The organism is Fontibacillus panacisegetis (genome assembly GCF_900102215.1).
Classification (GTDB): Bacteria; Bacillota; Bacilli; order Paenibacillales; family Paenibacillaceae; genus Fontibacillus; species Fontibacillus panacisegetis.
Genome location: NZ_FNBG01000009.1, coordinates 1 through 22,837, shown reverse-complemented (window position 1 = coordinate 22,837; position 22,837 = coordinate 1). Strand labels below are relative to the sequence as shown.

The window sequence follows — 22,837 nt, the reverse complement described above, 5'->3', positions numbered from 1 at the left end:
TTATGCTTAAAAGGTGTATAATAGATACAGATTAGTACAGATTCTGATTGGAGGTATAACAGTTGGAGGGGCATGAAGAGAGCGTGACTAAACACGAGCAATTACTTCAGCACATCGAGAGCCTTAAGATTGGTACAAAAATATCGGTGCGCAAGTTGGCCAAAAGCTTGGGAGTCAGCGAAGGAACTGCTTATCGTGCTGTTAAAGAAGCGGAGAATCTGGGGATTGTTATCACAAAGGAACGCATTGGAACGGTTCGTGTAGAGAAAAAACCGCGTAATATTTCAGACCAGCTCACCTTTGGCGATGTGGTTGATATCGTAGAAGGTCATGTTCTTGGAGGAGCTGAGGGACTTGATAAGACGCTGCACAAATATGTCATCGGTGCGATGAAAATCGATGCCATGACACGATATATCGATGCAGGAAGCCTGTTAATTATAGGTAACCGTGATAACGCCCATTCAATGGCTTTGGAGCAAGGGGCGGGGGTGTTGATCACCGGTGGATTCGGAACGAGCCGGGAAATAAAGACACTGGCAGATCGATTGTCATTACCGATTATTTCATCCCGGCATGATACGTTTACAGTTGCTTCAATGATTAACCGTGCTATTTTTGACCGTTTGATTAAGAAGAAAATTATGCTGGTCGAAGATATCGTTGCAAGTAAGCCAAAAGTAAATATGCTGAAGGTGACTAGCAACATCTCTGACTTTGATCAGCTATCCATTGAGACGGGAGCACAGCATTTTCCGGTTGTTGATGAATGGAATCGGGTAATCGGCATCGTGAGCCGCAAAAATGTAGAGGATCTTGCCGGAGATCAAAACATAGAAAAATGTTTGACCCGCCATCCCATTACAGTAGGGCTTCAGACCTCACTCGCTTCAGCTGCACAAATCATGGTGTGGGAAGGTATTGACTTCTTGCCTGTAGTTGACCGGAATCGTAAGCTCATATCATCAGTGACTCGTAGAGAGGTGCTGCAGGCGATGCGTGACGCCAAAAATCAACCGCAGCTTGGTGAAACATTCGAGCATTTAATGTGGAATGGATTTGCCGAGGAGAGGGATGAACGCGGAAGATTGTTCTATCATGGGGTGATTACGCCGCAGATGGCGACCGATCTCGGGACCATTTCTCACGGAGTATTAACCTCATTGCTGACACAAGCGGGTCTTAATGTAGCGAAGGACCTCAGCGGTGGAGATTATGTCGTTGATAATATCACTACGTATTTTGTCCATCCGGTTCAAATCGAGAATCCGGTCGTTATTAGTCCGGTCGTACTCGAAATGAGCCGCCGTGCGTGCAAGCTTGAGATTGTCATGACCTATCAGGACCATCTGGTGTCCAAAGCGGTCATGACGCTGCAATCTATTGACCATGCTTAAGGTAAGAAGAGCGAGCTATGAGGCTGGATTGTGAGACAGCCTCTGGAGCTTGCTCTTTTTGTATGGTTGTGGCTCATTTGAAGTTGGTTATTTGTCATATGGAGAAGTCTAGTAATAATAAGGAACAATACTTCCTCTATTCCCTCTATTCCCACGAAATCATCGCATTAGAGCGGCAAACGGGAGGATGAGCGTCAAAAGTGACGTAGTTTTCACTTTGTAGAGCAGTTTTGATAGTGACAGAGGGAAAAGATCCCTTTATTTATGAACAATAGCTTCATTTTCAAAAATAAAGGAAAATATTTCCGCTACTTTAGTGCTAACAGCGCCTGCTCATATTCAGGTATGTCCCATTACTTTGTGCCTTGACGGGCATAAAGTCCGAGATTGCGGATTCCGGCAAAAATATTAAATGCACCTAGCACCATAAACAGAGCTCCAACTACTACACGAACGGTAGAACCGCTATACATAAACATTTGAATAAGCGCTAGAATGATGAGCATAAAACCCATGAAGATGTTCATTTTCGCAGATGATTTGCCGCGCACGATTGGATCAAGAGCTCTTCGTGATTTAAAGCTGTAGAAAATGGAGCCGATGCTGGAAATGATCAAGCCCGCATACAGCACATACAAAATACCTTCAATCATAGTTAACGAACATCTCCTTCGAACGTAGGTAATAGCGTTAGTACAGCTCAATCGTGATTTTTATCATTGTAGCATGAAAAACTCTTATTTCAGTAGCTTATCCTGTAAAAATATACGAACAGTTAGCTTCGAGTGTAAGGACGCATATCGATCCAGACCTGCAATACGCCGTCACTGACGAGCATCGTCTTGATTTGGATGGAAAATTCCTTGTCCCGCACACTGTAAATTTTTCGATTGAGCAGCGTTCTCGCCATTTTCGCATCAGAATCTATGTCGAACATATTTCTCCCGCGAAGAACTTCAAGCTCCTCGTGGAGCTGCTGCACGACTTCTTTTACGGCTAAGGAATCCAGAGGAGGATCGCGCTCCTCAACGGTCACTTTGATCTCTTTGATGACGGTCGAGCGTTTATGGTATTTTTTTAACGTCTTAATATCTTCCTCCGCCTGATGCAATTGAATCTGTAAATCCTTGTTCTGAATCCACAGTGTATTGTAGCTGGTCTGGTAGACCACGTTATAAGCTATGCTGCCTATGACCATCCCTAACAAAAAAACCGCGAGCAGCTGCATAAATCGCCTAAATCCTTTTAGGGTCGGCTGCTTCTTCTCACTCATCCCCGGCTCCCTCCGCACATCCATCTCACCAGCTCTGAGCCCATGTGGGCGCCAAGAAAGGCAAACAACAAATACAGGATTTGTTTGATGGCTGGCGACAGGTTCCCGTCAAAAAAGTTGCTCTCAATGACCCGCATCGGATCGATCGTCCCACCTACGGCTGCAGCGAGCGCCCATATTTTGATTCGTCCAGCGATATCGAGCATCGTTTGGGTAGGTGGTTGCAGGGATACAACAGCTCCGATTCCGCCAATAAGTGCCCCTCCCAATACGATTCCGAAAGCGACGAAAAAATCCATAACTGCCTTAGTCAGAAAAGTGCTCATTTTTGTGAACGCCCCTTTTTCGAGAATACAGTCTTGTACCATTGTATGGGCGTATTTCAACCATATATGATAAAATATTTTTAATAATAAGGAAGTTAAAAAGTAGGCTTTTGATCACGAAGTAAATCAAGGAGTAAATCGGCGTCGAATTTTGAATTCAACCAGAGATTTCCGGTGCTCACGTAGGATTCCCTACGCTCCGCTCCTCAATCTCTGGTTTCATCCAAACTTCTTGGTGCTGAAAAGCCAACTTTTTAACCTTTATTTTAAAAAAAGTAGGCTTTTGATCACGAAGTAAATCAAGGAAGTAATAGTAGTGCTTAGAGGGGGATACGCATGGACGGCTTTGTTCATTTACATGTTCATAGTGAATACAGCTTGCTGGACGGAGCCGCCCGGCTGGAGGATCTCGTACATAGGGCGGCGGAGCTTGGCATGAAGTCGCTCGCGCTTACTGATCATGGTGTGATGTATGGGGCGGTACCTTTTTATAAATTGTGCAAGGCTAACGGAATCAAGCCTATTATAGGCTGTGAGATGTATTTTACGGCGGGGTCGCGGAAAGAAAGAGGCAGTCGGAAGGATCAGCCGATTCATCATCTTATTTTGCTGGCTAAAAATGAGACGGGTTATCGCAATTTGATGAAGCTGTGCTCTATCGGACATTTGGAAGGATTTCATTATAAGCCGCGGATCGATTGGGATGTGCTAGAACAGCATAGTGAAGGTCTCGTATGTCTTAGTGCTTGTCTTGGAGGGGAAGTGCCGCAGCATATACTTCATGGACGTTATGAAGAAGCGAAAAAGGCAGCTCTGCGATACAAATCTGTCTTTGGTGAGGATTTTTATTTGGAGCTGCAGGATCATGGTATGGCAGAACAGAAAAAAGTGAATATTCAGCTGCTTGAGCTTGCAAAGGAGACAGAGATCAGTCTTGTTGCCACGAATGATGTCCATTATCTCGGTGAAAGCGATGCTGAGGTACAGGATGTTCTTATATGTATCGGTACAGGCAAAACGGTTGAGGACGAGGATCGTCTCAAAATGAACACCACTCAGCTCTACTTCAAGAACGGGGCGCAAATGGCAGCATTGTTTCCACATGTTTCAGAAGCGATAGCGAATACGGCTATTATTGCAGAAAAATGTGAATTAGAGCTGGAATTCGGTCGTCATATCCTTCCGGCCTATACCCCGATTCCTGAGGGGATGAACGCAGGGACATATCTTGCTTCATTATGTGAGCGGGGACTTGAGGAACGGTATGCTCATTTGCCAGAGTGGCAGGACGAGTCTGAATGGGCTAAATTAAAGCAACGTCTGCATTATGAGTTAAACGTTATTGGTAACATGGGATTCTCGGATTATTTTTTGATCGTGTGGGATTTTATCGCCTACGCTCATCGTAATGGAATAGCAACCGGGCCTGGGCGGGGCTCTTCAGCGGGCAGCCTTGTTGCTTATGTGCTGCACATTACGGATGTAGATCCGATAAAATATCATTTGTTTTTTGAACGTTTTTTGAATCCAGAGCGGGTAACAATGCCCGATATTGATATAGATTTCAGTGATGAACGACGTGATGAAGTCATTGCTTATGTAGTAGAAAAATACGGGACAGAGCATGTAGCGCAAATTATTACGTTCGGAACGATGGCAGCTCGTGCTGCGGTAAGGGACGTAGGCCGGGTACTTGGCGTTCCGTTTGGAGAAGTGGACAAGGTCGCCAAGCTGATCCCGGGTCATCTCGGTATGAACATCGAGCGTGCTATGAAGGAGAGTCCTGATCTGAAGCAGCTCTATGATTCACAGTCTCGAATAAAGGGACTGCTGGACATGGCTAAAAAAGTAGAGGGAATGCCAAGACATGCATCAACTCATGCTGCCGGGGTCGTTATTTCACGTGATCCACTCACAGATGCAGTACCTCTTCAGGCTGGTGGGGAAAATACGGCGCTAACTCAATATTCGATGGAGATTTTGGAGTCGATTGGTCTGTTGAAAATGGACTTTCTGGGCCTGCGTACACTTTCGATCATCGAACGGAGTCTTGATTGGATTCAAGAGGGTAGAGGGACAACGTTAGATTTTCGTTCGATTCCTGACAACGATCCACTAACCTACGATATGTTGGGTAAAGGTGAAACTACGGGTGTATTCCAGCTGGAATCAGCCGGGATGCGTCGTGTTCTCCGTGATTTGAAGCCGAGTACTTTTGAGGATATTATTTCGGTACTGGCATTGTATCGACCAGGTCCGATGGAGTTCATTCCGAAATTTATAGCTGGGAAGCATGGACAAATAGAGGTGGAGTATCCGCATCAGGATTTGGAACCGATTCTAAAGGATACTTATGGAATTATTGTATACCAGGAACAGATCATGCAGATTGCCTCCAAGATGGCCGGATTCTCACTGGGTGAAGCGGATTTACTGCGGCGTGCGGTGTCAAAAAAGAAACGCGAGGTGCTGGACGAGCAAAGAGGACATTTCGTCACAGGCAGTCTTGCTCAAGGATACAGGGAAGATGAAGCCAATGTCGTTTACGATATGATCGTTCGTTTTGCGGATTACGGTTTTCCTCGGGCCCATGCTGCGGCATATGGTGTTCTTGCGTTTCAGACCGCCTATTTAAAGGCACATTATCCAGTGCAATTTATGGCATCGATGTTAACCGCTGTAATGGGCAGCCATCGCAAGGTGGCTGAATATATTGTCGAATGTAGACGAATGGGAATTACTGTCCTGCCACCGGATGTAAATGAGAGTGGAATTCTTTTTACACCTCAGGCAGAAATTGTTCGTTTTGGTCTTGCAGCCATAAAAAATGTCGGAACACAGGCGATGGATAGCATACTTCGTGAACGCAAGGAGCGTCCGTTCAACAGCTTGCTCGATTTTTGTCGTCGAGTTGATTTACGTACCTGTAACAAGCGAGTGATTGAGTCGCTCATTCAGGGTGGAGCGTTTGATTCTCTGCCAGGTCATCGGGCGCAGCTGCTGGCTATGCTGGATGAAACAGTAGAGGCTGCAACAAAATGGCGCAAGGAACGGGATGATTTACAGATCCAGCTGTTTGATTTTGTAGAGACACCCAATTGGGACATTGAGTATCCGGAAGTATCTAAGTTTACAGCTACGCAGCAGCTTGATTTGGAGCGGGAGCTGTTAGGATTGTATTTATCGGGTCATCCTCTTGATGATTTTGAGAACCTGCTCGAAGGCGATGGTGTTGATCGTCTGATGGATTTGGCTGAAGCACCTGATGAGAGTAAAACGGTAGTTGCAGGTATGGTTGTGTCGGTTAAGGCGATTACGACCAAGCAGGGAAAAGCGATGGCATTTATGGAGCTTGAGGATCAGATAGAGCGCTGTGAGGTTGTGTTGTTCCCTGAAGTGTGGCGGCGCAGCGCAGGGCATGTAACGAAGGGCGCGCTGCTGGCACTGCGCGCCACGGTCCAGCAGCAGGACGAAGGCTTCAAGCTGCTGGCCGATGAAGTAGCTCCGCTCAACGAACGGAGCCTGGAGCAGCTGCGCCGTGGCTTGACGCGTACACGCGGCGGCAGCCACGGCAAGGCGCCTGCTGCTGGCACGGCCGCAGCAGCAGGCGCCGCTGGCGCAGGCGCTGTGCGTCAGCAGCCGCACGCGCCTGCGCCGACCGGGGCCGCGGCACGGCGGCCCCGGCAAGAGCAAGCGCCGGTCGCAGACGGCGCTGTCTCACGGCCACCCGCGGGTGGCCGTGAAGGCAAGAAGACGCAGTCGCAGCGCGTCTTCATCAAAGTCACGGCGGCGGCGGAGAACGCCGGCCTGCTGGAGAAGCTCAAGGCGCTGCTTGAGCTTCACCCGGGACCATTGCCTACCGTGCTGTTCTACGAAAGCACTGGCAGGCTGCTGGCATTAACTGAACGCTACAATATCAAGCCTTCTCCGACGCTGTTCCTTGAAATGGAGCAAATGCTGGGTCAAGATACAGTAAAAGTGAAATAATACAGTGCGAGGAGCCTCCCCTTGTTATTACCTGGGGCCGGGCTCTTTTTCTTATATATGAGCTTGAGTCTCACCCTTGATGCAATCTTACCTATGTCGAACAATGAAAAACAAAGAGACGGTTGATCATATTCTTGGTAAACATTGTTGAAACGACAGAGTAAATGTAGTTATTCATTTCTAAACGATAAACTATTTTAAGAACATTTTATTTAGTTGGAGCATACACTTAGAGACACGGCAGGACAGGATGCAAGTCCGTTAAAAAAAATATTCTTGCTTTTCAATTCAAGGTATGAGAGGCGAAACATGTTCTGTAGTGGGGTTGTTCGGGAAATCAGGGAGGGATAGTCATGTCATTTGAGATAGCAGAAGCCCAGCTTCTTCGTAGAGGTGTACGACTTGAGTCTATTGCTGAAATCGTGTACGCTCTTCAAGAACCCTATCACAGTGATCTGAAAATGAAGCAATGTTTGGATAGTGTCAAAGCTGTACTGCAAAAACGAGAGGTTCAGTATACCTTGTTTACTGGTATTGCCCTTGACGAGCTTGCAGAGAAGAAGCTGCTGCCCCAGCCGCTTCAGTCCATTTTGGAGGCGGATGAACCGCTCTATGGAGTAGATGAGACGATGGCGCTGGGAATTACAAGCGTTTTTGGAATGATTGGCCTTACAAGCTTTGGTTATTTGGATAAAGTCAAACCTGAAATTATAGGTGATTTGAATAGTCAGGAACAACACATTCACGTATTTCTGGATGATTTGGTGGCTGGACTTGCCGCAGCGGCATCTGCCCGAATTGCCCATAAAAGTCCCCATGTAAATACGTATTCTGCGAACTGAGCCAGAGAAGACCTTTTAAGAAAATCAGGATTTTTTTCAGATTGGCAACTGGTGCATGCAGCAGCTTTCCATAGTCCGGGAACCGTGTATTAACCTCGGTCCCGGTTTTTTATTTCATGTTCACTTTGTTGCGATAAATTTGAAAATTATGTTATCATAACTCTATTATACGGGCTCAAGAAGAAAGGTTAGGGGGCTTAGAAGAGGACATGTGGACCGTTATGTACATTGCGCCTACTGCAAAGTTCGCGGAAATGATTGTGACCAAACTTACTGAAGAAGGCTTTCTTGTCCAAACACGTCCTGTTAATTTATCCAAACAACAGTTTGAAATTCTAGTTCCTTCGGGCGAGCTTGAAGAGGTTCAAGAAGTTTTGAATTCGATATTGCATCCATAATAGGGAGCGGGGAGAACGCAGGCAGTATATCGATTCTCCTTGGCTGCAATGCGGCCAATAAATTAACGGCTGAAGAGGTGTAGTTGTGTTTAAAGACTTGTTCCAGAAAAAAAGAAAATACGCGACCATTCCTTCAGAGCGTTTGGGAGCTGACGCTAGCCAGTCGGATGACCGGCCAAAACGTGAGATTCCGGAAGGTCTGATGAATAAGTGCAGCCGATGCGGCAGCATTCAATACAGCAAAGAGCTTGAGAAAAATTTGAAGGTCTGCTCGGCTTGTGGACATCACATGCGGCTTAACGCTATGGAGCGTATTCGTATGACGATGGATGAAGGCAGCTTCAGGGAATACGACGAAGATTTGATCTCCGTCGATCCATTAGAGTTTCCAGGCTATGCTAACAAACTGGAGCAGCAAGCTCTCAAATCGGGGTTAAAAGAAGCAGTAGTTACTGGTGAAGGTACTATTGGCGGATTTCCTACCGTTGTCGCTATAATGAGTTTTGATTTTTTCACCGGGAGCATGGGTTCAGTTGTAGGTGAAAAAATAACGAGAGCAATCGAAGCGGCAACTGAAAAACGTTTGCCTATCATCATTTTTTCGACATCAGGCGGAGCGCGGATGCAAGAAAGCATTTTAAGTCTTATGCAGATGGCCAAGACAAGTGCGGCATTGGCTCGTCTGAATGAACAGGGTGGACTTTATATTTCGGTCATTACGGACCCAACCACAGGGGGCGTATCGGCTAGTTTTGCTATGCTTGGAGATATTATTGTTGCAGAGCCGGGAGCGGTGTTCGGTTTTGCCGGACGTATCGTGATCGAGCAGACGATTCGTCAGAAGCTGCCTGATGATTTCCAAACGGCTGAGTTTAACCTACAGCACGGTCAACTGGACCTGGTGGTTCACCGCAAAGAGATGAGAGGGATGTTGTCCCAATTACTCGATCTCCACGGTGTGAAGGGAGGGGTATAAGTGGCTGGAGAATTACCTTTTGAGGCGCCCTTGGGCAAGTTGAGAGAGAAAATTGAGGAATTGCAGCGGTTTGGCAGAGAGAAAGAAATTGATTTTAGTGAAGAAATTGCTCGACTGGAAGAACGTTATGCACAGCTCGAGAATGAGATATATAGCTCAATTACTCCATCTCAGAAAATGCACCTGGCCAGACATCATCAACGTCCGACTTCACTGGATCTCATTTCTTTGATTTTTGAAGATTTTGTTGAGCTTCACGGTGATCGGGTGTTCGGTGACGATTTGGCGGTAGTTGGCGGTTTGGCCAAGCTGGATGGCGTTCCTGTTACTGTGCTTGGTCAACAGCGGGGGAAAGATACAAAGGATAACATTGCGCGTTTCTTCGGAAGTGCACACCCTGAGGGCTTCCGTAAAGCGCTACGGCTTATGCAACAAGCGGACAAGTTCAAAAGACCAATCATTACCTTTATCGATACGAAAGGTGCTTATCCGGGCATTACAGCTGAGGAGAGAGGCCAATCAGAGGCCATTGCTCGTAATTTGCGTGAAATGGCAATCCTGAGAGTGCCGATCATTTGTGTAGTTATCGGTGAAGGTGGAAGCGGAGGAGCTCTTGCACTTGGTGTTGGCAACAGAGTGTTGATGCTTGAGAACGCGATTTATTCAGTAATTTCACCAAACGGCGCGGCTTCCATTTTGTGGAAGGATGCATCCAAGGCCGATCAGGCTGCTGAGGCGATGAAGATTACGGCTCAGGATCTTTTGGAGATGGAAGTGATCGAAGACATCGTGCCAGAGCCGCACGGTGGCGCGCATCGCGATTATGAAGCTACAGCTGCAGAAATCAAGAAGAGCCTGCTGAGTCATCTGAACGACCTGTTGATTATGAATCCGGACGAGCTGCTTGAAGATCGATATCGCAAATTCCGGAAAATTGGTAAATTTGCCGAAGCCAGGAAGGAAGAAATACCTGCTCCAGAGGAAAAACAGATTATAGATTCCTCACTTGTGGGCAAAGAATAATTAAAAGAATATATTTTCCTGTTACAATATGACAAACTTCCTATACAAAACGGGTAATTTGTAGTAAATTTAGTTGTTGGAAAAGATGTATAGAGAGAACTAGAAAAAACGGAGGAAACCCAAATGCGCAAAACTAAAATCGTCTGTACTATCGGTCCTTCCAGTGAATCGTTAGAAAACATCAAGAAGCTTATTCTAGCTGGAATGAACGTCGCTCGTCTCAACTTCTCACACGGTGATTTCGAGGAGCATGGAGGCCGTATCAAAAATATTCGTCAAGCGAGCGAAGAGTTGGGGAAATCAGTTGCCATACTGTTGGACACCAAAGGTCCTGAAATCCGCACAGGTAAATTGAAAGAAGAACCAATTGAACTTGAGCAAGATCAGTTCATTACATTAACTACGGAAGAAATCCTTGGTGACAAAGATCGCATCTCAGTTACATATGTCGATCTTCCTAGTGATGTTGAAGTAGGTTCTACGATTTTGATCGATGATGGTTTGATCGGTTTGACTGTGGTTGAAGTTCAAGGTACCGAGATCAAGTGCCGTATTATTAATGGCGGAACAATTAAGAGCAAAAAAGGTGTTAACGTTCCTGGAGTAAAAATCTCCTTGCCAGGTATTACTGAAAAAGATGCTAACGACATTAAATTCGGGATCGAATCAGGCATCGATTTTATTGCTGCTTCCTTCGTGCGTAAAGCTAGTGATGTTCTTGAAATTCGTCAATTGCTTGAAAAACACAATGCTGCACACATTCAAATTATTTCTAAAATCGAAAACCAGCAAGGTATCGATAACCTCGATGAAATTCTTGAAGTTTCCGATGGCTTGATGGTGGCGCGTGGTGACCTTGGCGTTGAAATTCCAGCTGAAGATGTTCCGCTCGCTCAAAAACGTATGATCGAAAAATGTAACATCGCTGGTAAACCAGTTATCACAGCAACTCAAATGCTTGATTCCATGCAACGTAATCCTAGACCTACTCGCGCTGAAGCAAGTGATGTAGCTAACGCTATTTTCGATGGTACTGATGCGATCATGTTGTCTGGTGAAACTGCTGCTGGTAAATATCCTGTAGAATCTGTTGAGACTATGTCCCGTATTGCTGAAAAAGCGGAATCCGCTCTGGAATACCGGGAAATTTTCATCAAACAAAGCAATGCTCAACAAACTACTGTTACTGAAGCAATCAGCCAAGCTGTAGCTAACTCTGCGCTTGAGCTTAATGCTAAAGCGATTATTACTTCTACGGAAACAGGCTATACAGCACGTATGGTTTCTAAATACCGTCCGAAGGCTCCAATTATCGCGGTAACAACGGAAGATCAAACTATGCGTCGTCTTGCTCTGAACTGGGGCGTTACTCCGGTTAAAGGCACGCTTGCTGCTTCTACAGATGAAATGTTTGATTATGCAATGAAAGGCGGCTTGGATTCCGGCCTTGTTAAAGAAGGAGACCTCGTTGTAATTACTGCGGGAGTTCCTTTGGGACGCTCCGGTTCTACGAACCTGATTAAGATCGGTCAAGTACGCAAATAATATATATTGTTACAGAGAATAAGCAATGGGACGTTCGGAAACGGACTCACCATTGCTTTTTTTTCTGGTTGCCAGGATGAAGGGAGAGGAAATGAAGTGTTTGTAAGTGAGTTATCGATCGTTCCCAAGTATTTTGAGTTTGATATGATGGGCATTATTTATCATGCACATTATTTAGGATGGTTTGAAGCCGGGCGCACCAAATTAATTGAAGATCTTGGCTTTAGGTATTTTGATATGGAACAGGCTGGATACATTTCTCCTGTTCAGGAAATGAAAATAGAATATAAACGCGGTATTCGTTATGGCGAAGAGGTGCTGCTCCGCACCTGGATCAAGGAAAACGGCGGAGTTAAGACAGAGTACGGTTATGAGGTTCTAAACGGGGAAGGTACTTTGTGTGTTGAAGGCTCATCTACACATTATGTAGTGCGTCGTGATGATTTTAGGCCTGTACAATTCAAAAAAGTGTTCCCGGAATGGCACGCTGCCTTTGATCGTGCCAAAGCGGATTGACGATTTTTGATTCTGACAGAATAAAACGGTAAAATACTCTTTAAGGAACGGAAGGAGTTATTTTATGCGTAAATGGATAGTCGCTTTAATCATCATTTTGCCGATTGTGGAATTTTGGGGTTATGTTGAAGTGGCTGAGAGATTAGGTGTAGGTAAAACTGTATTTCTTACGATTGCGACCTCGATTATCGGTGGATTAATGATGCAATTCGAAGGACGTAAGGTAATGACAGATTCAAAGGCACAAATGACAAATGGGCAGGTTCCTGGTCGGATGGCTCTGGATGGCTTGTGTGTGTTTGGCGGTGGAATTCTGCTGCTGCTTCCTGGATTTGTGACAGATATCATTGGATTTTTGCTTGTATTTCCTCTGACTAGACCGATATTTAGTGCTTTACTCATGAAATGGATTGGTAAAAAGCTTCGGGATGGTTCGATTACGTTTTTTAGACGATAGTATTTATTTACAAAGTGGTCTGGGAAATCACCTTCACAATTTGAGGGTGATTTTTGTTTAGTATTGCAGGAATTTGCAGAAAATCCCCGAAAATAAATAGTAGCAAACAAGTAGGTTTATATCTGAAATTTGAGAACAAGGAGTGCGGATATGGATGGAGCTAGATGTAAACACCGGTCTTGGATTACACTGACAATGATTTTCTCGCTGTTGTTCTGCTACATAATGTTGTATTGTTCCCCCTCCGTCTTTGCCAGAGATTTTGCTCCTGTAAAGGACGTGCTTATACTTAATTCTTACCACAAAGGATTGGCGTGGAGTGATGATCAGACCAGAGGGATTACGGATACTATGCGGGATACAGAAATTAACGCAACTCTTTATACAGAATACATAGATGGCAAGCGATACCCCAGTGAAGAAGATATAGGTAAGTTTTATGATAAGCTTAAAGATAAATACAAGTATGTTAATTTTGATATGATCATCGTTACGGATGATATTGCTCTTGATATGGCGTTAAAATATCGAGAGGAATCAGAGCGGGATATGCTGCCCATTATTTTTAGCGGAATAAACGCAGTCGGTGCTGAGAAGCTGACCGAACAATACGACAATGTAACAGGTATTATTGAGGAAATTGACCCTGCAGGTACAGTTAATTTAGCTATACAAGTAAATCCGGATATCAATACTGTATATGTCCTTTTTGATAATTCTCAAAGTGGTGAATCAACGGGGAGCATCGTGACAGATCAGATTCATGATCATTTCCCGCATCTTGATGTTATTTCTATGAATAAATTGCGTTATGATCAGGTGATGGAGGAAGCATCCCAGCTTGATCGCAATAGTATTATTTTAGTGACGACCTATTTTAGCGATGTTACCGGAAAGACTGTAGAATTTGACAGATTTGCGAAAGAGCTTAGCCGACAAAGTGCGGTGCCCGTGTATCATATTTTTGATTTTGGTTTAAATGATGGTGCTATTGGCGGGAGCATGATTAGCGGATTTCTTCAAGGGAAGTATGCTGCGGACCTCGCGATCCGAATCCTTAATGGAGAGTCTGCGGATCAAATCCCATTTCTATCAGAAAATACGATTCGTCATGTATTCGACTACGCTCAGCTGCAGCGGTTTGATATTCCAGTAAGCAAGCTTCCGCAAGGAACGGAAATTATCAATAAACCCTTTTCCTTTTATGAAACCTATCGGACCTTGGTTATTACGATTGTTTGTGCATTTATTATTTTGCTAGCATTTATAGCAGTGCTTATCATATATGTTCGTATGGTTAGAAGAATGAAACGGAAGCTTGAGATTAGCAATGAACGATATGCTTTGGCTACTAATGGTTCGCATGCTGTAATATGGGACCAGGATATGCTGACCAATACATTCTATTTTTCAGAGAGCTGGTACGAGCTGTTAGGTTATGAGAAAGATGAAGTTGATGAACGCAATGGCGGCTGGATAAAATTGATTCACCCGGATGATGTGGAGAAAAAAATAAATGAAGAAAATAAACATCTGACCGGGCAATCTCAATATTATTATTGCGAATATCGGTTGCTTGATAAATTAGGCCAATATAGATGGTTTCAAACCAGAGGCAAATTGTTGAATGATGCTTTTGACAATCACATCCGGTTTGCGGGTTCCATGACTGACATTACAGAGCTTAAAGCTACTGAGCTCAAGCTTCAGAGCAGCTATGAGGAGCTGGAGACTACTTATGAAGAGCTGACTGCCCTGCAATCGGAATTGATGGAACAGTATAACAAGTTGAAGGATTCACAGCTAGAGCTACATGAGCTGGCGTATCGGGATACATTGAGCAATTTACCAAATAAACTGTCTCTCTTGGAAGAGCTTAAGGAATTTACGCAAAACAACAGGGATCGGGGACTTATTTTATTTTTCCTTGATATCGATAATTTCAAGTACATCAATGATACGATGGGGCACAATTTTGGCGATGAACTCCTTGTCCATGTCAGTGACAGATTGTTGTTTTTATCTAACGGTAAGGACAAGCACTTCCGTTTTGGTGGCGATGAATATGCCATTATTTTAAATCATATTCAGGATCAAGCTGAAGTTACTGAATATGCGAAACGATTGGTTCAAGGCTTGAAAGAACCATTTGTGCTGGAAGGAACTCAGGTTTATATTACGGTAAGCATCGGGATTGCAGAATATCCTGATCATGCAAAAAATGCAGAAGAATTGCTTAAAAATGCCGATGTGGCAATGTATAAGGCTAAAGAACAGCGTCAAGGGGCATTTGTTGTGTACGATTCTTCGATGCAGCAGCCGCTTGATGAACGAGTTATGATTGAGAAATATTTGCGAACTGCGATCGCTAATAATGAACTGTATTTAAATTATCAGCCAATCATTGATCTTGAGTCAGGGAACGTCTGGGGCTTTGAAGCTTTAATTCGTTGGAACAATCCGGTCCTTGGTTTCGTATCCCCGCTTTCTTTTATCCAAATCGCCGAGGACTGCCGATTGATTCTTCCAATTGGAGAATGGGTGCTGATTACGGCCTGTCATTTTATGAAGTATATGCATCGGCAAGGGTTTGAAAATTATCATATTTCCGTGAATATATCCGTTGTTCAGCTAATGCATGAGGGTTTTACGGATATGGTGCTGGATGTTCTTGAAGAGACTGGGCTTGACCCTAGCTTTCTGGAAATTGAGGTTACGGAATCCGTTGTGATGGACTCTTTTGAAGCAACTGTTGCTAAATTGGAGTTTTTGAAAACGAAGGGCATTCAGATTGCGCTTGATGATTTTGGAACGGGTTATTCCTCCTTGAGCTATTTAAAACAATTACCGATTCATACGCTCAAAATTGATAAATCCTTTGTTGACGGAATTATCGATACGCTGGATCATTTATCGCTTGTCGATTCCATCGTATCAATTGGTCATGATCTTGGAATGAAGGTGACGGCAGAGGGGGTAGAGACAGGGGATCAGGTTGCATTTTTACAAAATTGTAAATGTGATAAAATTCAGGGTTACTACTTTAATGCTCCAATGGCCGAGGAAAAGGTGCTGACCTGGCTATCCGAATGGAATGAACATTCTAGAAATAAACTTTGCAAGCATAATCCATAGTCAGGAGATTAACAACATGGGGATTGCGCTCTATGGACTGGTGACTGGTTTAATTATTTTATTGGTATTTGTTGCGATGGTGTCTATTGTTTATAGAAGTCTGCGTAACGGAATTTCTCCAATGCCTTCGTCTCGGGCTGTCAGACGTGCTGTCGCTGCGGAGATTAACTCCCTGAATAGAGTTCGTACTATTGTTGAAGCAGGCTCTGGGTGGGGCACATTAGCTTTTTCTATAACTAGACAGGGAAGAAAGGTTAGGCGGGATATAGAACCGAAAATCATTGGACTGGAAAATTCTATGGTACCTCTTTTGTTTTCGCAGCTGATGAGTGTAATGCTTGCTGAAGAAATGGTTACTTTTGTTCGTCGAGACATATACCGTTTTTCTTATCGAGATGCCGATGTAGTAGTATGCTATTTGTTTCCTCGTGCCATGCAATCGCTAAGTATGATATTTCAGGAGCAGCTGTCAATAGGAACTCGAATTATTAGCATCTGCTTCGCGCTTCCTGGCTGGGTTCCGGAGAAGGTGATTGTCTGTGAAGATATATATCATACCAGGATTTATGTATACTCTGCCAGCATTGTTGGATAAAGCACTCATTCAGTAAACATTAAGTAACGATTAAGGCATCTTTTATTTTGATGGTGTATACTTGATGGAGTACATATTATTCAGGGGGGATCAATAATGACGATTTCATCTGTATCAGGGAGCGGTACGTATCCTTCAGTTTCGTCAAGCGAAATCGCAAAATTGGAAAAGCAACTGGCTAAATTGCTTAAGGAGCTGGGAGAAGTTGCGTTTAGCGATGCTGATGAGAAAACGAAGCAATTAAAAACTCAGCAATTGCAGCAGGAAATCCAGCTAGTACAAAATCAAATCATTCAAAAAAAGAATCAAGCTGCCACCGAAGAAAATGCAAAAAGAATGCAAGATAACAATGAGCCCGAGTCAGACTCCAGAAAGCTGGGGATTAACGTTGCTCAAAAAGAGGGAAGTATCGATATTTCGATTTAATTAGTTGTTATGTTATAGAATAAAGTGGAGTGCAAGAGAATTCTTTTTCTCAAGCATCTCCACTTTTTTTGTTTATTGATAGACGTTTTTGATTTCACCTTAATCTCCCATTCATTATGTAATTTCTTAAGTTTTCAAGCACGCCTGCGCGTATAATTGCGGCAGCAATCACTAGTGATACAGGACCGATGATTAATCCGAGTACCCCAAACAGCTTGAGACCAACAAACGTAGAAATGAGGGTGGGTAGAGGCTCGAGACCAACGCTGCTGGATAGCACCTTAGGCTCGATCAATTGTCTTGCGACTACAATGATGCCATACAGTATCGACAGGCCGATCCCAAGGGCGACGTTGCCGGTGAAAAAAGCGTAGAGCAGCCAAGGGGCCATGATCGTCCCTACTCCTAAATAAGGCAAAAGGTCCACGAAGCCAATTAAAATGGCATAAGTTAAGGGTGAATCTACCTTTAAAATGAGCAGGCCGATCAACACAATGAGTGCGGTAATCGAGATCATAATAAACTGTGAACGAAGATAGCCTGATAGCGCTTTTTGGAGATCATACCAAATTTGCACTGTAATTGAACGAAATGGTGCGGGAATTACCCGGGCAATGAAGCGTATATCTTTATCCCAATTTTTGCTTATAAAAAAAACGGATAGCAGAATCACGACTAAGATGACTCCTATATTGGGAAGTGAAGTGAGTACATTGACAATGGCAGATAGAGTATCGTTCATAAGGCGGGAGATTGCAATCGTTATTGTACTTGCTGTGTTGTCAATGTTTTCGTTTAACGTATGGCTGTAGCTCGGATTGTCCGCAATAAAGCGATTGATTTCATTGATCAGATTCTGAATCCCTTCGCTCTGGCTCCATTCAATAAATAAATCTCTCCACTGGGTGATGTGTAGATCGATAGATTCTGCTAAATGGAGCAATTCTTTAACTAGTCGGGTAATGGCAGCAGATAGTATAATCGCCGCTCCTACAAAATATACGGCAAGTGCAAGTATGACAGCTAACCAGCGAGGGGATTTCAACGAGGATTGCAGCCAACTAACAAACGGATTCATAGCGTAAGCAATTAGCCAGGCGATTAGAAAAGGATAGAGTAGTGGGAATAACCAATATATTCCTGAGCCGGTCAGCAGCAGAACTATACAAATCCAGGTCCCGCGCAACAGTCGTTTCGTAAATACGTGATCCATACGCATTCTCCTCTACAGGACAACTCTCTTCAAAGCTTATTACAAATCGATAATTTGTATTCCTGATACAAAATTGATGCAATACGGTGACATTTGTCATTGATAATCGAAAACGTTTACAAAAATTCTTTATAATGCTGATAAAACATTTTGATATCACTGGAAGGGCTCAAATTGTTCCCATGCTTCGGAAAATCCAGTATGATTATTAGAGTACTTATTACAAACTGACTTCTAATTATTCGGCTAGTTATGTTATGTTTCACAAATTTAAAACTCTTAAAATGAAAATGTTTTCTATGGTTGTTTGATTGATTTCTTCACATCGTTTACAAAGGAGAGATGTACTATGACGGCTATCAAAGGACTGGAAGGTATCGTGGCAGCAACTTCCTCCATCAGTTCCATTTATGACGGCGTACTTGCTTATCGTGGAATTAATATCGATGACCTTGCCGAGCATGCTTGTTATGAAGAGACCGCCTATTTGCTTTGGTATGGTAAGTTACCTACGAAATCAGAGCTTCAGACGTTGGGGAAAAAATTGAGTGATTACGCGCCGGTGCCTGAGCAATTGCTTGAACAGTTGAAGGTGTACCCTAAGGATGCGAATACGATGGCTGTCCTGCGTACGGCTGTATCCGCTCTTGCTTTGTACGATGAGCAGGCTGATGATAATTCTTGGGAATGCAATCAAGAGAAGGCTATCAAGCTTCAAGCGCAGCTTCCAACACTTATTGCTGCTTTTGCTCGTATTCGTGAAGGCAAGGAGCCGATCGCACCGCTTGCGAACGTAACCTTGTCCCATAATTTCCTCTACATGCTTTCAGGTGAAGAACCTGATCCGGTAGCTGTTCGGGCTTTGGATCAGGCGCTTGTGCTGCATGCAGATCACGAGCTGAATGCTTCTACGTTCTCTGCGCGTGTTACTATTGCAACCCTGTCTGATATTTATTCTGGCGTTACTTCCGCTATTGGTACGCTTAAGGGCCCTCTTCATGGCGGAGCTAACGAAGCAGTTATGAAGATGCTGAATGAAATTGGCACACTTGACCAAGCGGAACCGTACATCCAACGTAAGCTAACTAATAAAGAGAAGATTATGGGCTTTGGTCATCGTGTATACAAAAATGGCGATCCTCGTGCGAAGCATTTGCAAAAGATGTCTCGTCAATTAAGCCTGTTAAACGGCGATACGACCCTCTATGATATTTCCATTAAGGTAGATGGTCTTGTATCAAGTCAAAAAGGATTGAGACCCAATGTGGACTTCTATTCTGCGTCTGTCTACACGCTGTTAGGTATTCCTAGCGATTTGTTTACGCCTATTTTTGCAATTAGCAGATTGTCCGGTTGGACTGCCCACATTCTGGAGCAGCTTGAGGATAACCGTATTATTCGCCCTCGTGCTGAATATACAGGCCCTAACAATCAACAATATATTCCTATTGATTTAAGATAGTCCGATTATTTATGGTAAAATGATGACTATGTATTGATGAATAAACTAATTGTTACGAGGAGGAAAACATAAACATGCTGCAATTGGAAAAGTTCAACCTTCCAACTGAAGGTGAAAAAATCGTCATTGACAATGGTAAACTGCAGGTGCCAAACAATCCGATCATTCCTTTTATTGAAGGAGACGGTACAGGCCGTGATATTTGGAAAGCATCCAAACGTGTATTGGATGCAGCTGTAGACAAAGCTTACGGCGGCGAGAAGAAGATCGCTTGGTACGAAGTGTTTGCAGGTGAAAAAGCTTACAATGCATACGGAGAGTGGCTGCCAGCTGATACGCTGACTGCGATCCGTGAGTATATTGTGGCAATCAAAGGACCATTGACGACTCCGATTGGCGGCGGTATCCGTTCCCTGAACGTTGCGCTACGTCAAGAGCTTGATCTATATGTTTGTCTTCGTCCTGTTCGTTATTTTGACGGAGTTCCTTCACCAGTAAAACGTCCTGAGCTTGTTGACATGGTTATTTTCCGTGAGAACACAGAGGACATTTATGCGGGAATTGAGTACAAGGAAGGCACTGAGGAAGTGAAAAAAGTACTCGCATTCTTACAAAATGAAATGGGCGTGACAAAGATTCGTTTCCCAGAGACATCCGGGATCGGAATTAAGCCGGTATCTGAAGAAGGCTCCAAACGTCTCGTTCGTGCAGCGGTTGAATATGCAATCAAGCATGAACGTAAAAGTGTAACTTTGGTTCATAAAGGTAACATTATGAAATTTACTGAAGGTGCATTCAAGAACTGGGGTTATGAAGTAGCAGAAGCTGAATTTGGCGATAAAGTGTTCACTTGGGCACAGTATGACCGTATTAAAGAAGAGTCAGGTACAGATGCAGCGAATCAGGCACAAAAAGAAGCTCAGGATGCTGGCAAAATCATCATTAAAGATGCTATTGCCGATATCGCTCTGCAACAGGTATTGACTCGTCCAACTGATTTTGACGTAATTGCTACACTTAACTTGAATGGTGACTATTTGTCTGATGCACTTGCTGCACAAGTTGGCGGCATCGGTATTGCTCCAGGAGCTAACATTAATTATGTTACTGGTCATGCTATTTTTGAAGCGACACACGGCACAGCACCTAAATATGCTGATCTTGACGTTGTAAATCCGGGTTCTGTTATTTTGTCCGGCGTTATGCTGCTTGAGCATCTCGGATGGCAGGAAGCGGCTGATTTGATCTATAAAGGTCTGGAAGCTTCGATCAACAACAAAACAGTGACTTATGACTTTGCTCGATTGATGGATGGTGCAACTGAGGTGAAATGCTCTGAGTTTGCTAATCAAGTCATCAATAATATGTAGGAGGCTTGACCTGAGTGGCTATTAAGCGTAAAAAAATTACCGTTGTAGGTGCTGGTTTTACAGGAGCTACAACTGCACTTATGCTGGCACAAAAAGAACTTGGAGACGTTGTACTGCTTGATATTCCAGCGCTGGAAAATCCAACAAAGGGTAAAGCGCTCGACATGCTGGAAGCTAGTCCGGTTCAAGGATTTGACAGCAATATCGTAGGTACATCTTCTTATGAGGATGCTGCGGATTCCGACATCGTCATTATTACGGCAGGGATTGCCCGTAAACCAGGCATGAGTCGTGATGACCTTGTTAATACGAACGCAGGCATTGTTTCTGCTGTGTGCGAGAACGTAAAGAAGTATTGCCCTGACTCAACGGTTATCATTTTGAGCAATCCGGTTGATGCGATGACTTATGCGGCATATCAAGCTCTTGGTTTTCCGAAAAACCGCGTAATTGGTCAATCTGGTGTTCTGGATACAGCTCGCTATTGCACTTTCATTGCTCAGGAGCTGAATGTATCCATCGAAGACGTACGCGGCTTTGTTCTCGGCGGGCATGGTGATGACATGGTTCCACTCGTTCGTTACTCCAGCGTCGGGGGTATTCCTATCGACACTCTGATTTCCAAGGAACGGATTGACGAGATCGTACAGCGCACACGTGTTGGCGGCGGCGAAATCGTAAATCTGCTCGGTAACGGAAGCGCCTATTATGCTCCTGCGGCTTCGCTCGTACAGATGACAGAAGCGATCTTGAAGGACAAGAAACGGATTATTCCTGTAATTGCGCTTCTCGAAGGCGAATATGGCTATGGTGGTCTTTTCCTGGGAGTGCCTGCCATTCTGGGCGGCGATGGGATCGAAAGAGTGTTCGAACTTGAGTTGACAGCAGAAGAAAAAGCTGCGCTTGATAAATCGGCTGATTCTGTTCGTAGTGTGATCTCTATTGTACAAGGGAGATAGCTGATAATTAGTCTCTTTTATGAAAATTTATTAAATATTAATCAAGAAACCTTCCCGAATTGGGAAGGTTTTCTTTCTTTTGTTTCTAGGAATAGGTATAATAGATTGTGATAAATTTAATTGACAATGAAAGGCGGTTGTTGAGTCAGATGTTTATGTTTGGAGTTATGATGTTTCTACATATTGTGGGTTCGTTAGCCCTCGGATTTTACTTGTTTTTGCCATTAGTTTTTGGAAAAGTAGCTAAATTGTCCCCGGCAGCTCAAGAAGGAACCGTTTCGGCCGTAAAAACTTACAATACCTACGCTCAAATCGGTTTGGTCATTCAATTGTTAACAGGTGGATATTTGATGACTAAAGGTGAATACACGGCTATATGGATGACAGTCATCGTAGTATTGTTCCTTGCCATTGGAGCTTTTAGCGGCATTATGGGTAAACCTCTTCGTCAAGCGCTAGAAAATATTCGCAGCAACAAAGGGATCGGCGAAGTGTTTGGCAAGCTACGCACATTCAGTACTCTTCTAAGCATTTGTGTGTTACTGATTTCTTTCTTTATGGTATTTAGATCAATTATCTAAGTTATAGAAAAATGAATAGGCAAAATAAAATGTGGGGCTGTCCAGAAAGTCAGTGAAAACTGACTACTGGAAGCCCCGTTTTTGTTGAAAGTTAAAAATAGGCACAAAAAAACCGTCTTTTCCTGTAAAATGAAAGTTACCACACCCACACTTTACAAAAGGACGGTTTTTATGCGTAATCTAACGACCACTACAGAACAGTATACCATGCAAACGACACTTCCTCTAGGGAATTTGGAAGAAAAGGCGGTTTCCAAGCCTACGACAACAAGCAGATCCATATGATTTTGGATTTGGAAATGTTCATTCCCGATCATCATGTGGCACGTGTCATTGATGAGATGATCGAAGCCATT

21 protein-coding genes are annotated in these 22,837 nt (G+C 43.9%); 16 read left to right on the top strand and 5 right to left on the bottom strand.

The window, feature by feature from the left end:
• Window positions 1-62 precede the first annotated feature (62 nt).
• Complete coding sequence (locus BLS49_RS09530) at window positions 63-1,397, top strand: DRTGG domain-containing protein (RefSeq protein WP_091228966.1); 1,335 nt, start codon at window positions 63-65, stop codon at window positions 1,395-1,397.
• A gap of 353 nt (window positions 1,398-1,750) precedes the next feature.
• On the opposite strand, the gene BLS49_RS09525 is transcribed toward BLS49_RS09530, so the two are convergent.
• The 3 genes from BLS49_RS09525 to BLS49_RS09515 all read right to left on the bottom strand — a co-directional run bounded on the left by BLS49_RS09525 (window position 1,751) and on the right by BLS49_RS09515 (window position 2,996).
• Complete coding sequence (locus tag BLS49_RS09525; RefSeq protein WP_091228964.1) at window positions 1,751-2,050, bottom strand: YtpI family protein; 300 nt, start codon at window positions 2,048-2,050, stop codon at window positions 1,751-1,753.
• Window positions 2,051-2,172: 122 nt separating this feature from the next.
• A complete protein-coding gene (locus tag BLS49_RS09520) occupies window positions 2,173-2,670 on the bottom strand; it encodes a sporulation membrane protein YtrI (protein WP_091228959.1) in 498 nt (165 codons plus the stop codon).
• The gene (locus BLS49_RS09515; RefSeq protein ID WP_091228956.1) at window positions 2,667-2,996 is read right to left on the bottom strand and encodes a YtrH family sporulation protein; all 330 of its coding nucleotides are present in this window, start codon (window positions 2,994-2,996) and stop codon (window positions 2,667-2,669) included. Before BLS49_RS09515 ends, BLS49_RS09520 begins: the two co-directional genes overlap by 4 nt.
• Window positions 2,997-3,332: 336 nt before the next feature.
• On the opposite strand from BLS49_RS09515, the gene BLS49_RS09510 reads away from it, so the two are divergent.
• The 11 genes from BLS49_RS09510 (at window position 3,333) to BLS49_RS09460 (ending at window position 16,896) form a co-directional block, all read left to right on the top strand.
• Window positions 3,333-6,983: a DNA polymerase III subunit alpha gene (locus BLS49_RS09510; protein ID WP_091228953.1), complete on the top strand. Its 3,651-nt coding sequence runs from the start codon at window positions 3,333-3,335 to the stop codon at window positions 6,981-6,983.
• Between the two features lie 353 nt (window positions 6,984-7,336).
• Window positions 7,337-7,825 carry a phosphatidylglycerophosphatase A family protein gene (locus BLS49_RS09505; protein WP_091228950.1) on the top strand — a complete coding sequence of 163 codons (489 nt, stop codon included), beginning with the start codon at window positions 7,337-7,339 and terminating at the stop codon, window positions 7,823-7,825.
• A 209-nt stretch (window positions 7,826-8,034) separates the two neighbouring features.
• Window positions 8,035-8,223, top strand: coding sequence for a glutamate decarboxylase (locus BLS49_RS09500; RefSeq protein ID WP_091228947.1), 189 nt, complete (start codon window positions 8,035-8,037; stop codon window positions 8,221-8,223).
• Between the two features lie 85 nt (window positions 8,224-8,308).
• Complete coding sequence (accD, locus tag BLS49_RS09495) at window positions 8,309-9,199, top strand: acetyl-CoA carboxylase, carboxyltransferase subunit beta (RefSeq protein ID WP_091228945.1); 891 nt, start codon at window positions 8,309-8,311, stop codon at window positions 9,197-9,199.
• A complete protein-coding gene (gene accA / locus BLS49_RS09490; RefSeq protein ID WP_091228940.1) occupies window positions 9,200-10,222 on the top strand; it encodes an acetyl-CoA carboxylase carboxyl transferase subunit alpha in 1,023 nt (340 codons plus the stop codon). It abuts the gene before it with no gap.
• 123 nt (window positions 10,223-10,345) lie between these two features.
• Window positions 10,346-11,767, top strand: a complete 1,422-nt coding sequence (gene pyk, locus BLS49_RS09485; protein WP_091228935.1) for a pyruvate kinase — start codon at window positions 10,346-10,348, stop codon at window positions 11,765-11,767.
• Between the two features lie 96 nt (window positions 11,768-11,863).
• The gene (locus tag BLS49_RS09480; protein ID WP_091228930.1) at window positions 11,864-12,283 is read left to right on the top strand and encodes an acyl-CoA thioesterase; all 420 of its coding nucleotides are present in this window, start codon (window positions 11,864-11,866) and stop codon (window positions 12,281-12,283) included.
• 64 nt (window positions 12,284-12,347) lie between these two features.
• The gene (locus BLS49_RS09475; RefSeq protein WP_091228927.1) at window positions 12,348-12,740 is read left to right on the top strand and encodes an FxsA family protein; all 393 of its coding nucleotides are present in this window, start codon (window positions 12,348-12,350) and stop codon (window positions 12,738-12,740) included.
• Window positions 12,741-12,890: 150 nt separating this feature from the next.
• Window positions 12,891-15,875, top strand: coding sequence for an ABC transporter substrate binding protein (locus BLS49_RS09470; protein WP_091228923.1), 2,985 nt, complete (start codon window positions 12,891-12,893; stop codon window positions 15,873-15,875).
• A gap of 16 nt (window positions 15,876-15,891) precedes the next feature.
• Window positions 15,892-16,470 (top strand): hypothetical protein, encoded by a 579-nt coding sequence (locus BLS49_RS09465; protein WP_091228920.1) that lies wholly within the window; start codon window positions 15,892-15,894, stop codon window positions 16,468-16,470.
• A gap of 96 nt (window positions 16,471-16,566) precedes the next feature.
• Entirely contained in the window at window positions 16,567-16,896 is a 330-nt protein-coding gene (locus BLS49_RS09460) for a FlxA-like family protein (RefSeq protein ID WP_091228916.1), read from the top strand.
• 94 nt (window positions 16,897-16,990) lie between these two features.
• On the opposite strand, the gene ytvI is transcribed toward BLS49_RS09460, so the two are convergent.
• Window positions 16,991-18,109, bottom strand: coding sequence for a sporulation integral membrane protein YtvI (gene ytvI, locus BLS49_RS09455; RefSeq protein WP_091228910.1), 1,119 nt, complete (start codon window positions 18,107-18,109; stop codon window positions 16,991-16,993).
• Between the two features lie 349 nt (window positions 18,110-18,458).
• Here ytvI and BLS49_RS09450 point away from each other — a divergent pair, with 349 nt between their 5' ends.
• The 4 genes from BLS49_RS09450 (at window position 18,459) to BLS49_RS09435 (ending at window position 22,481) form a co-directional block, all read left to right on the top strand.
• Window positions 18,459-19,571 carry a citrate/2-methylcitrate synthase gene (locus BLS49_RS09450; RefSeq protein WP_091228907.1) on the top strand — a complete coding sequence of 371 codons (1,113 nt, stop codon included), beginning with the start codon at window positions 18,459-18,461 and terminating at the stop codon, window positions 19,569-19,571.
• A 74-nt stretch (window positions 19,572-19,645) separates the two neighbouring features.
• Entirely contained in the window at window positions 19,646-20,941 is a 1,296-nt protein-coding gene (gene icd, locus BLS49_RS09445; protein WP_091228905.1) for an NADP-dependent isocitrate dehydrogenase, read from the top strand.
• Between the two features lie 14 nt (window positions 20,942-20,955).
• Window positions 20,956-21,900: a malate dehydrogenase gene (mdh, locus tag BLS49_RS09440; RefSeq protein ID WP_091228900.1), complete on the top strand. Its 945-nt coding sequence runs from the start codon at window positions 20,956-20,958 to the stop codon at window positions 21,898-21,900.
• 155 nt (window positions 21,901-22,055) lie between these two features.
• Window positions 22,056-22,481, top strand: a complete 426-nt coding sequence (locus BLS49_RS09435; RefSeq protein WP_091229241.1) for a hypothetical protein — start codon at window positions 22,056-22,058, stop codon at window positions 22,479-22,481.
• A 152-nt stretch (window positions 22,482-22,633) separates the two neighbouring features.
• On the opposite strand, the gene BLS49_RS25000 is transcribed toward BLS49_RS09435, so the two are convergent.
• Window positions 22,634-22,837: hypothetical protein (locus BLS49_RS25000; RefSeq protein WP_217640048.1), on the bottom strand; the 204-nt coding region annotated here is incomplete at its 5' end.

Bases quoted from the DNA above. Each gene is read 5' to 3' on its own strand.
- ytvI (WP_091228910.1), bottom strand. From the start codon at position 18,109: ATGGATCACGTATTTACGAAACGACTGTTGCGCGGGACCTGGATTTGT.
- BLS49_RS09475 (WP_091228927.1), top strand. From the start codon at position 12,348: ATGCGTAAATGGATAGTCGCTTTAATCATCATTTTGCCGATTGTGGAA.
- BLS49_RS09515 (WP_091228956.1), bottom strand. From the start codon at position 2,996: ATGAGCACTTTTCTGACTAAGGCAGTTATGGATTTTTTCGTCGCTTTC.
- BLS49_RS09465 (WP_091228920.1), top strand. From the start codon at position 15,892: ATGGGGATTGCGCTCTATGGACTGGTGACTGGTTTAATTATTTTATTG.
- BLS49_RS09470 (WP_091228923.1), top strand. From the start codon at position 12,891: ATGGATGGAGCTAGATGTAAACACCGGTCTTGGATTACACTGACAATG.
- icd (WP_091228905.1), top strand. From the start codon at position 19,646: ATGCTGCAATTGGAAAAGTTCAACCTTCCAACTGAAGGTGAAAAAATC.
- BLS49_RS09500 (WP_091228947.1), top strand. From the start codon at position 8,035: ATGTGGACCGTTATGTACATTGCGCCTACTGCAAAGTTCGCGGAAATG.
- BLS49_RS09525 (WP_091228964.1), bottom strand. From the start codon at position 2,050: ATGATTGAAGGTATTTTGTATGTGCTGTATGCGGGCTTGATCATTTCC.
- BLS49_RS09450 (WP_091228907.1), top strand. From the start codon at position 18,459: ATGACGGCTATCAAAGGACTGGAAGGTATCGTGGCAGCAACTTCCTCC.
- BLS49_RS09510 (WP_091228953.1), top strand. From the start codon at position 3,333: ATGGACGGCTTTGTTCATTTACATGTTCATAGTGAATACAGCTTGCTG.
- BLS49_RS09520 (WP_091228959.1), bottom strand. From the start codon at position 2,670: ATGAGTGAGAAGAAGCAGCCGACCCTAAAAGGATTTAGGCGATTTATG.
- pyk (WP_091228935.1), top strand. From the start codon at position 10,346: ATGCGCAAAACTAAAATCGTCTGTACTATCGGTCCTTCCAGTGAATCG.
- BLS49_RS09460 (WP_091228916.1), top strand. From the start codon at position 16,567: ATGACGATTTCATCTGTATCAGGGAGCGGTACGTATCCTTCAGTTTCG.
- BLS49_RS09435 (WP_091229241.1), top strand. From the start codon at position 22,056: ATGTTTGGAGTTATGATGTTTCTACATATTGTGGGTTCGTTAGCCCTC.
- BLS49_RS09505 (WP_091228950.1), top strand. From the start codon at position 7,337: ATGTCATTTGAGATAGCAGAAGCCCAGCTTCTTCGTAGAGGTGTACGA.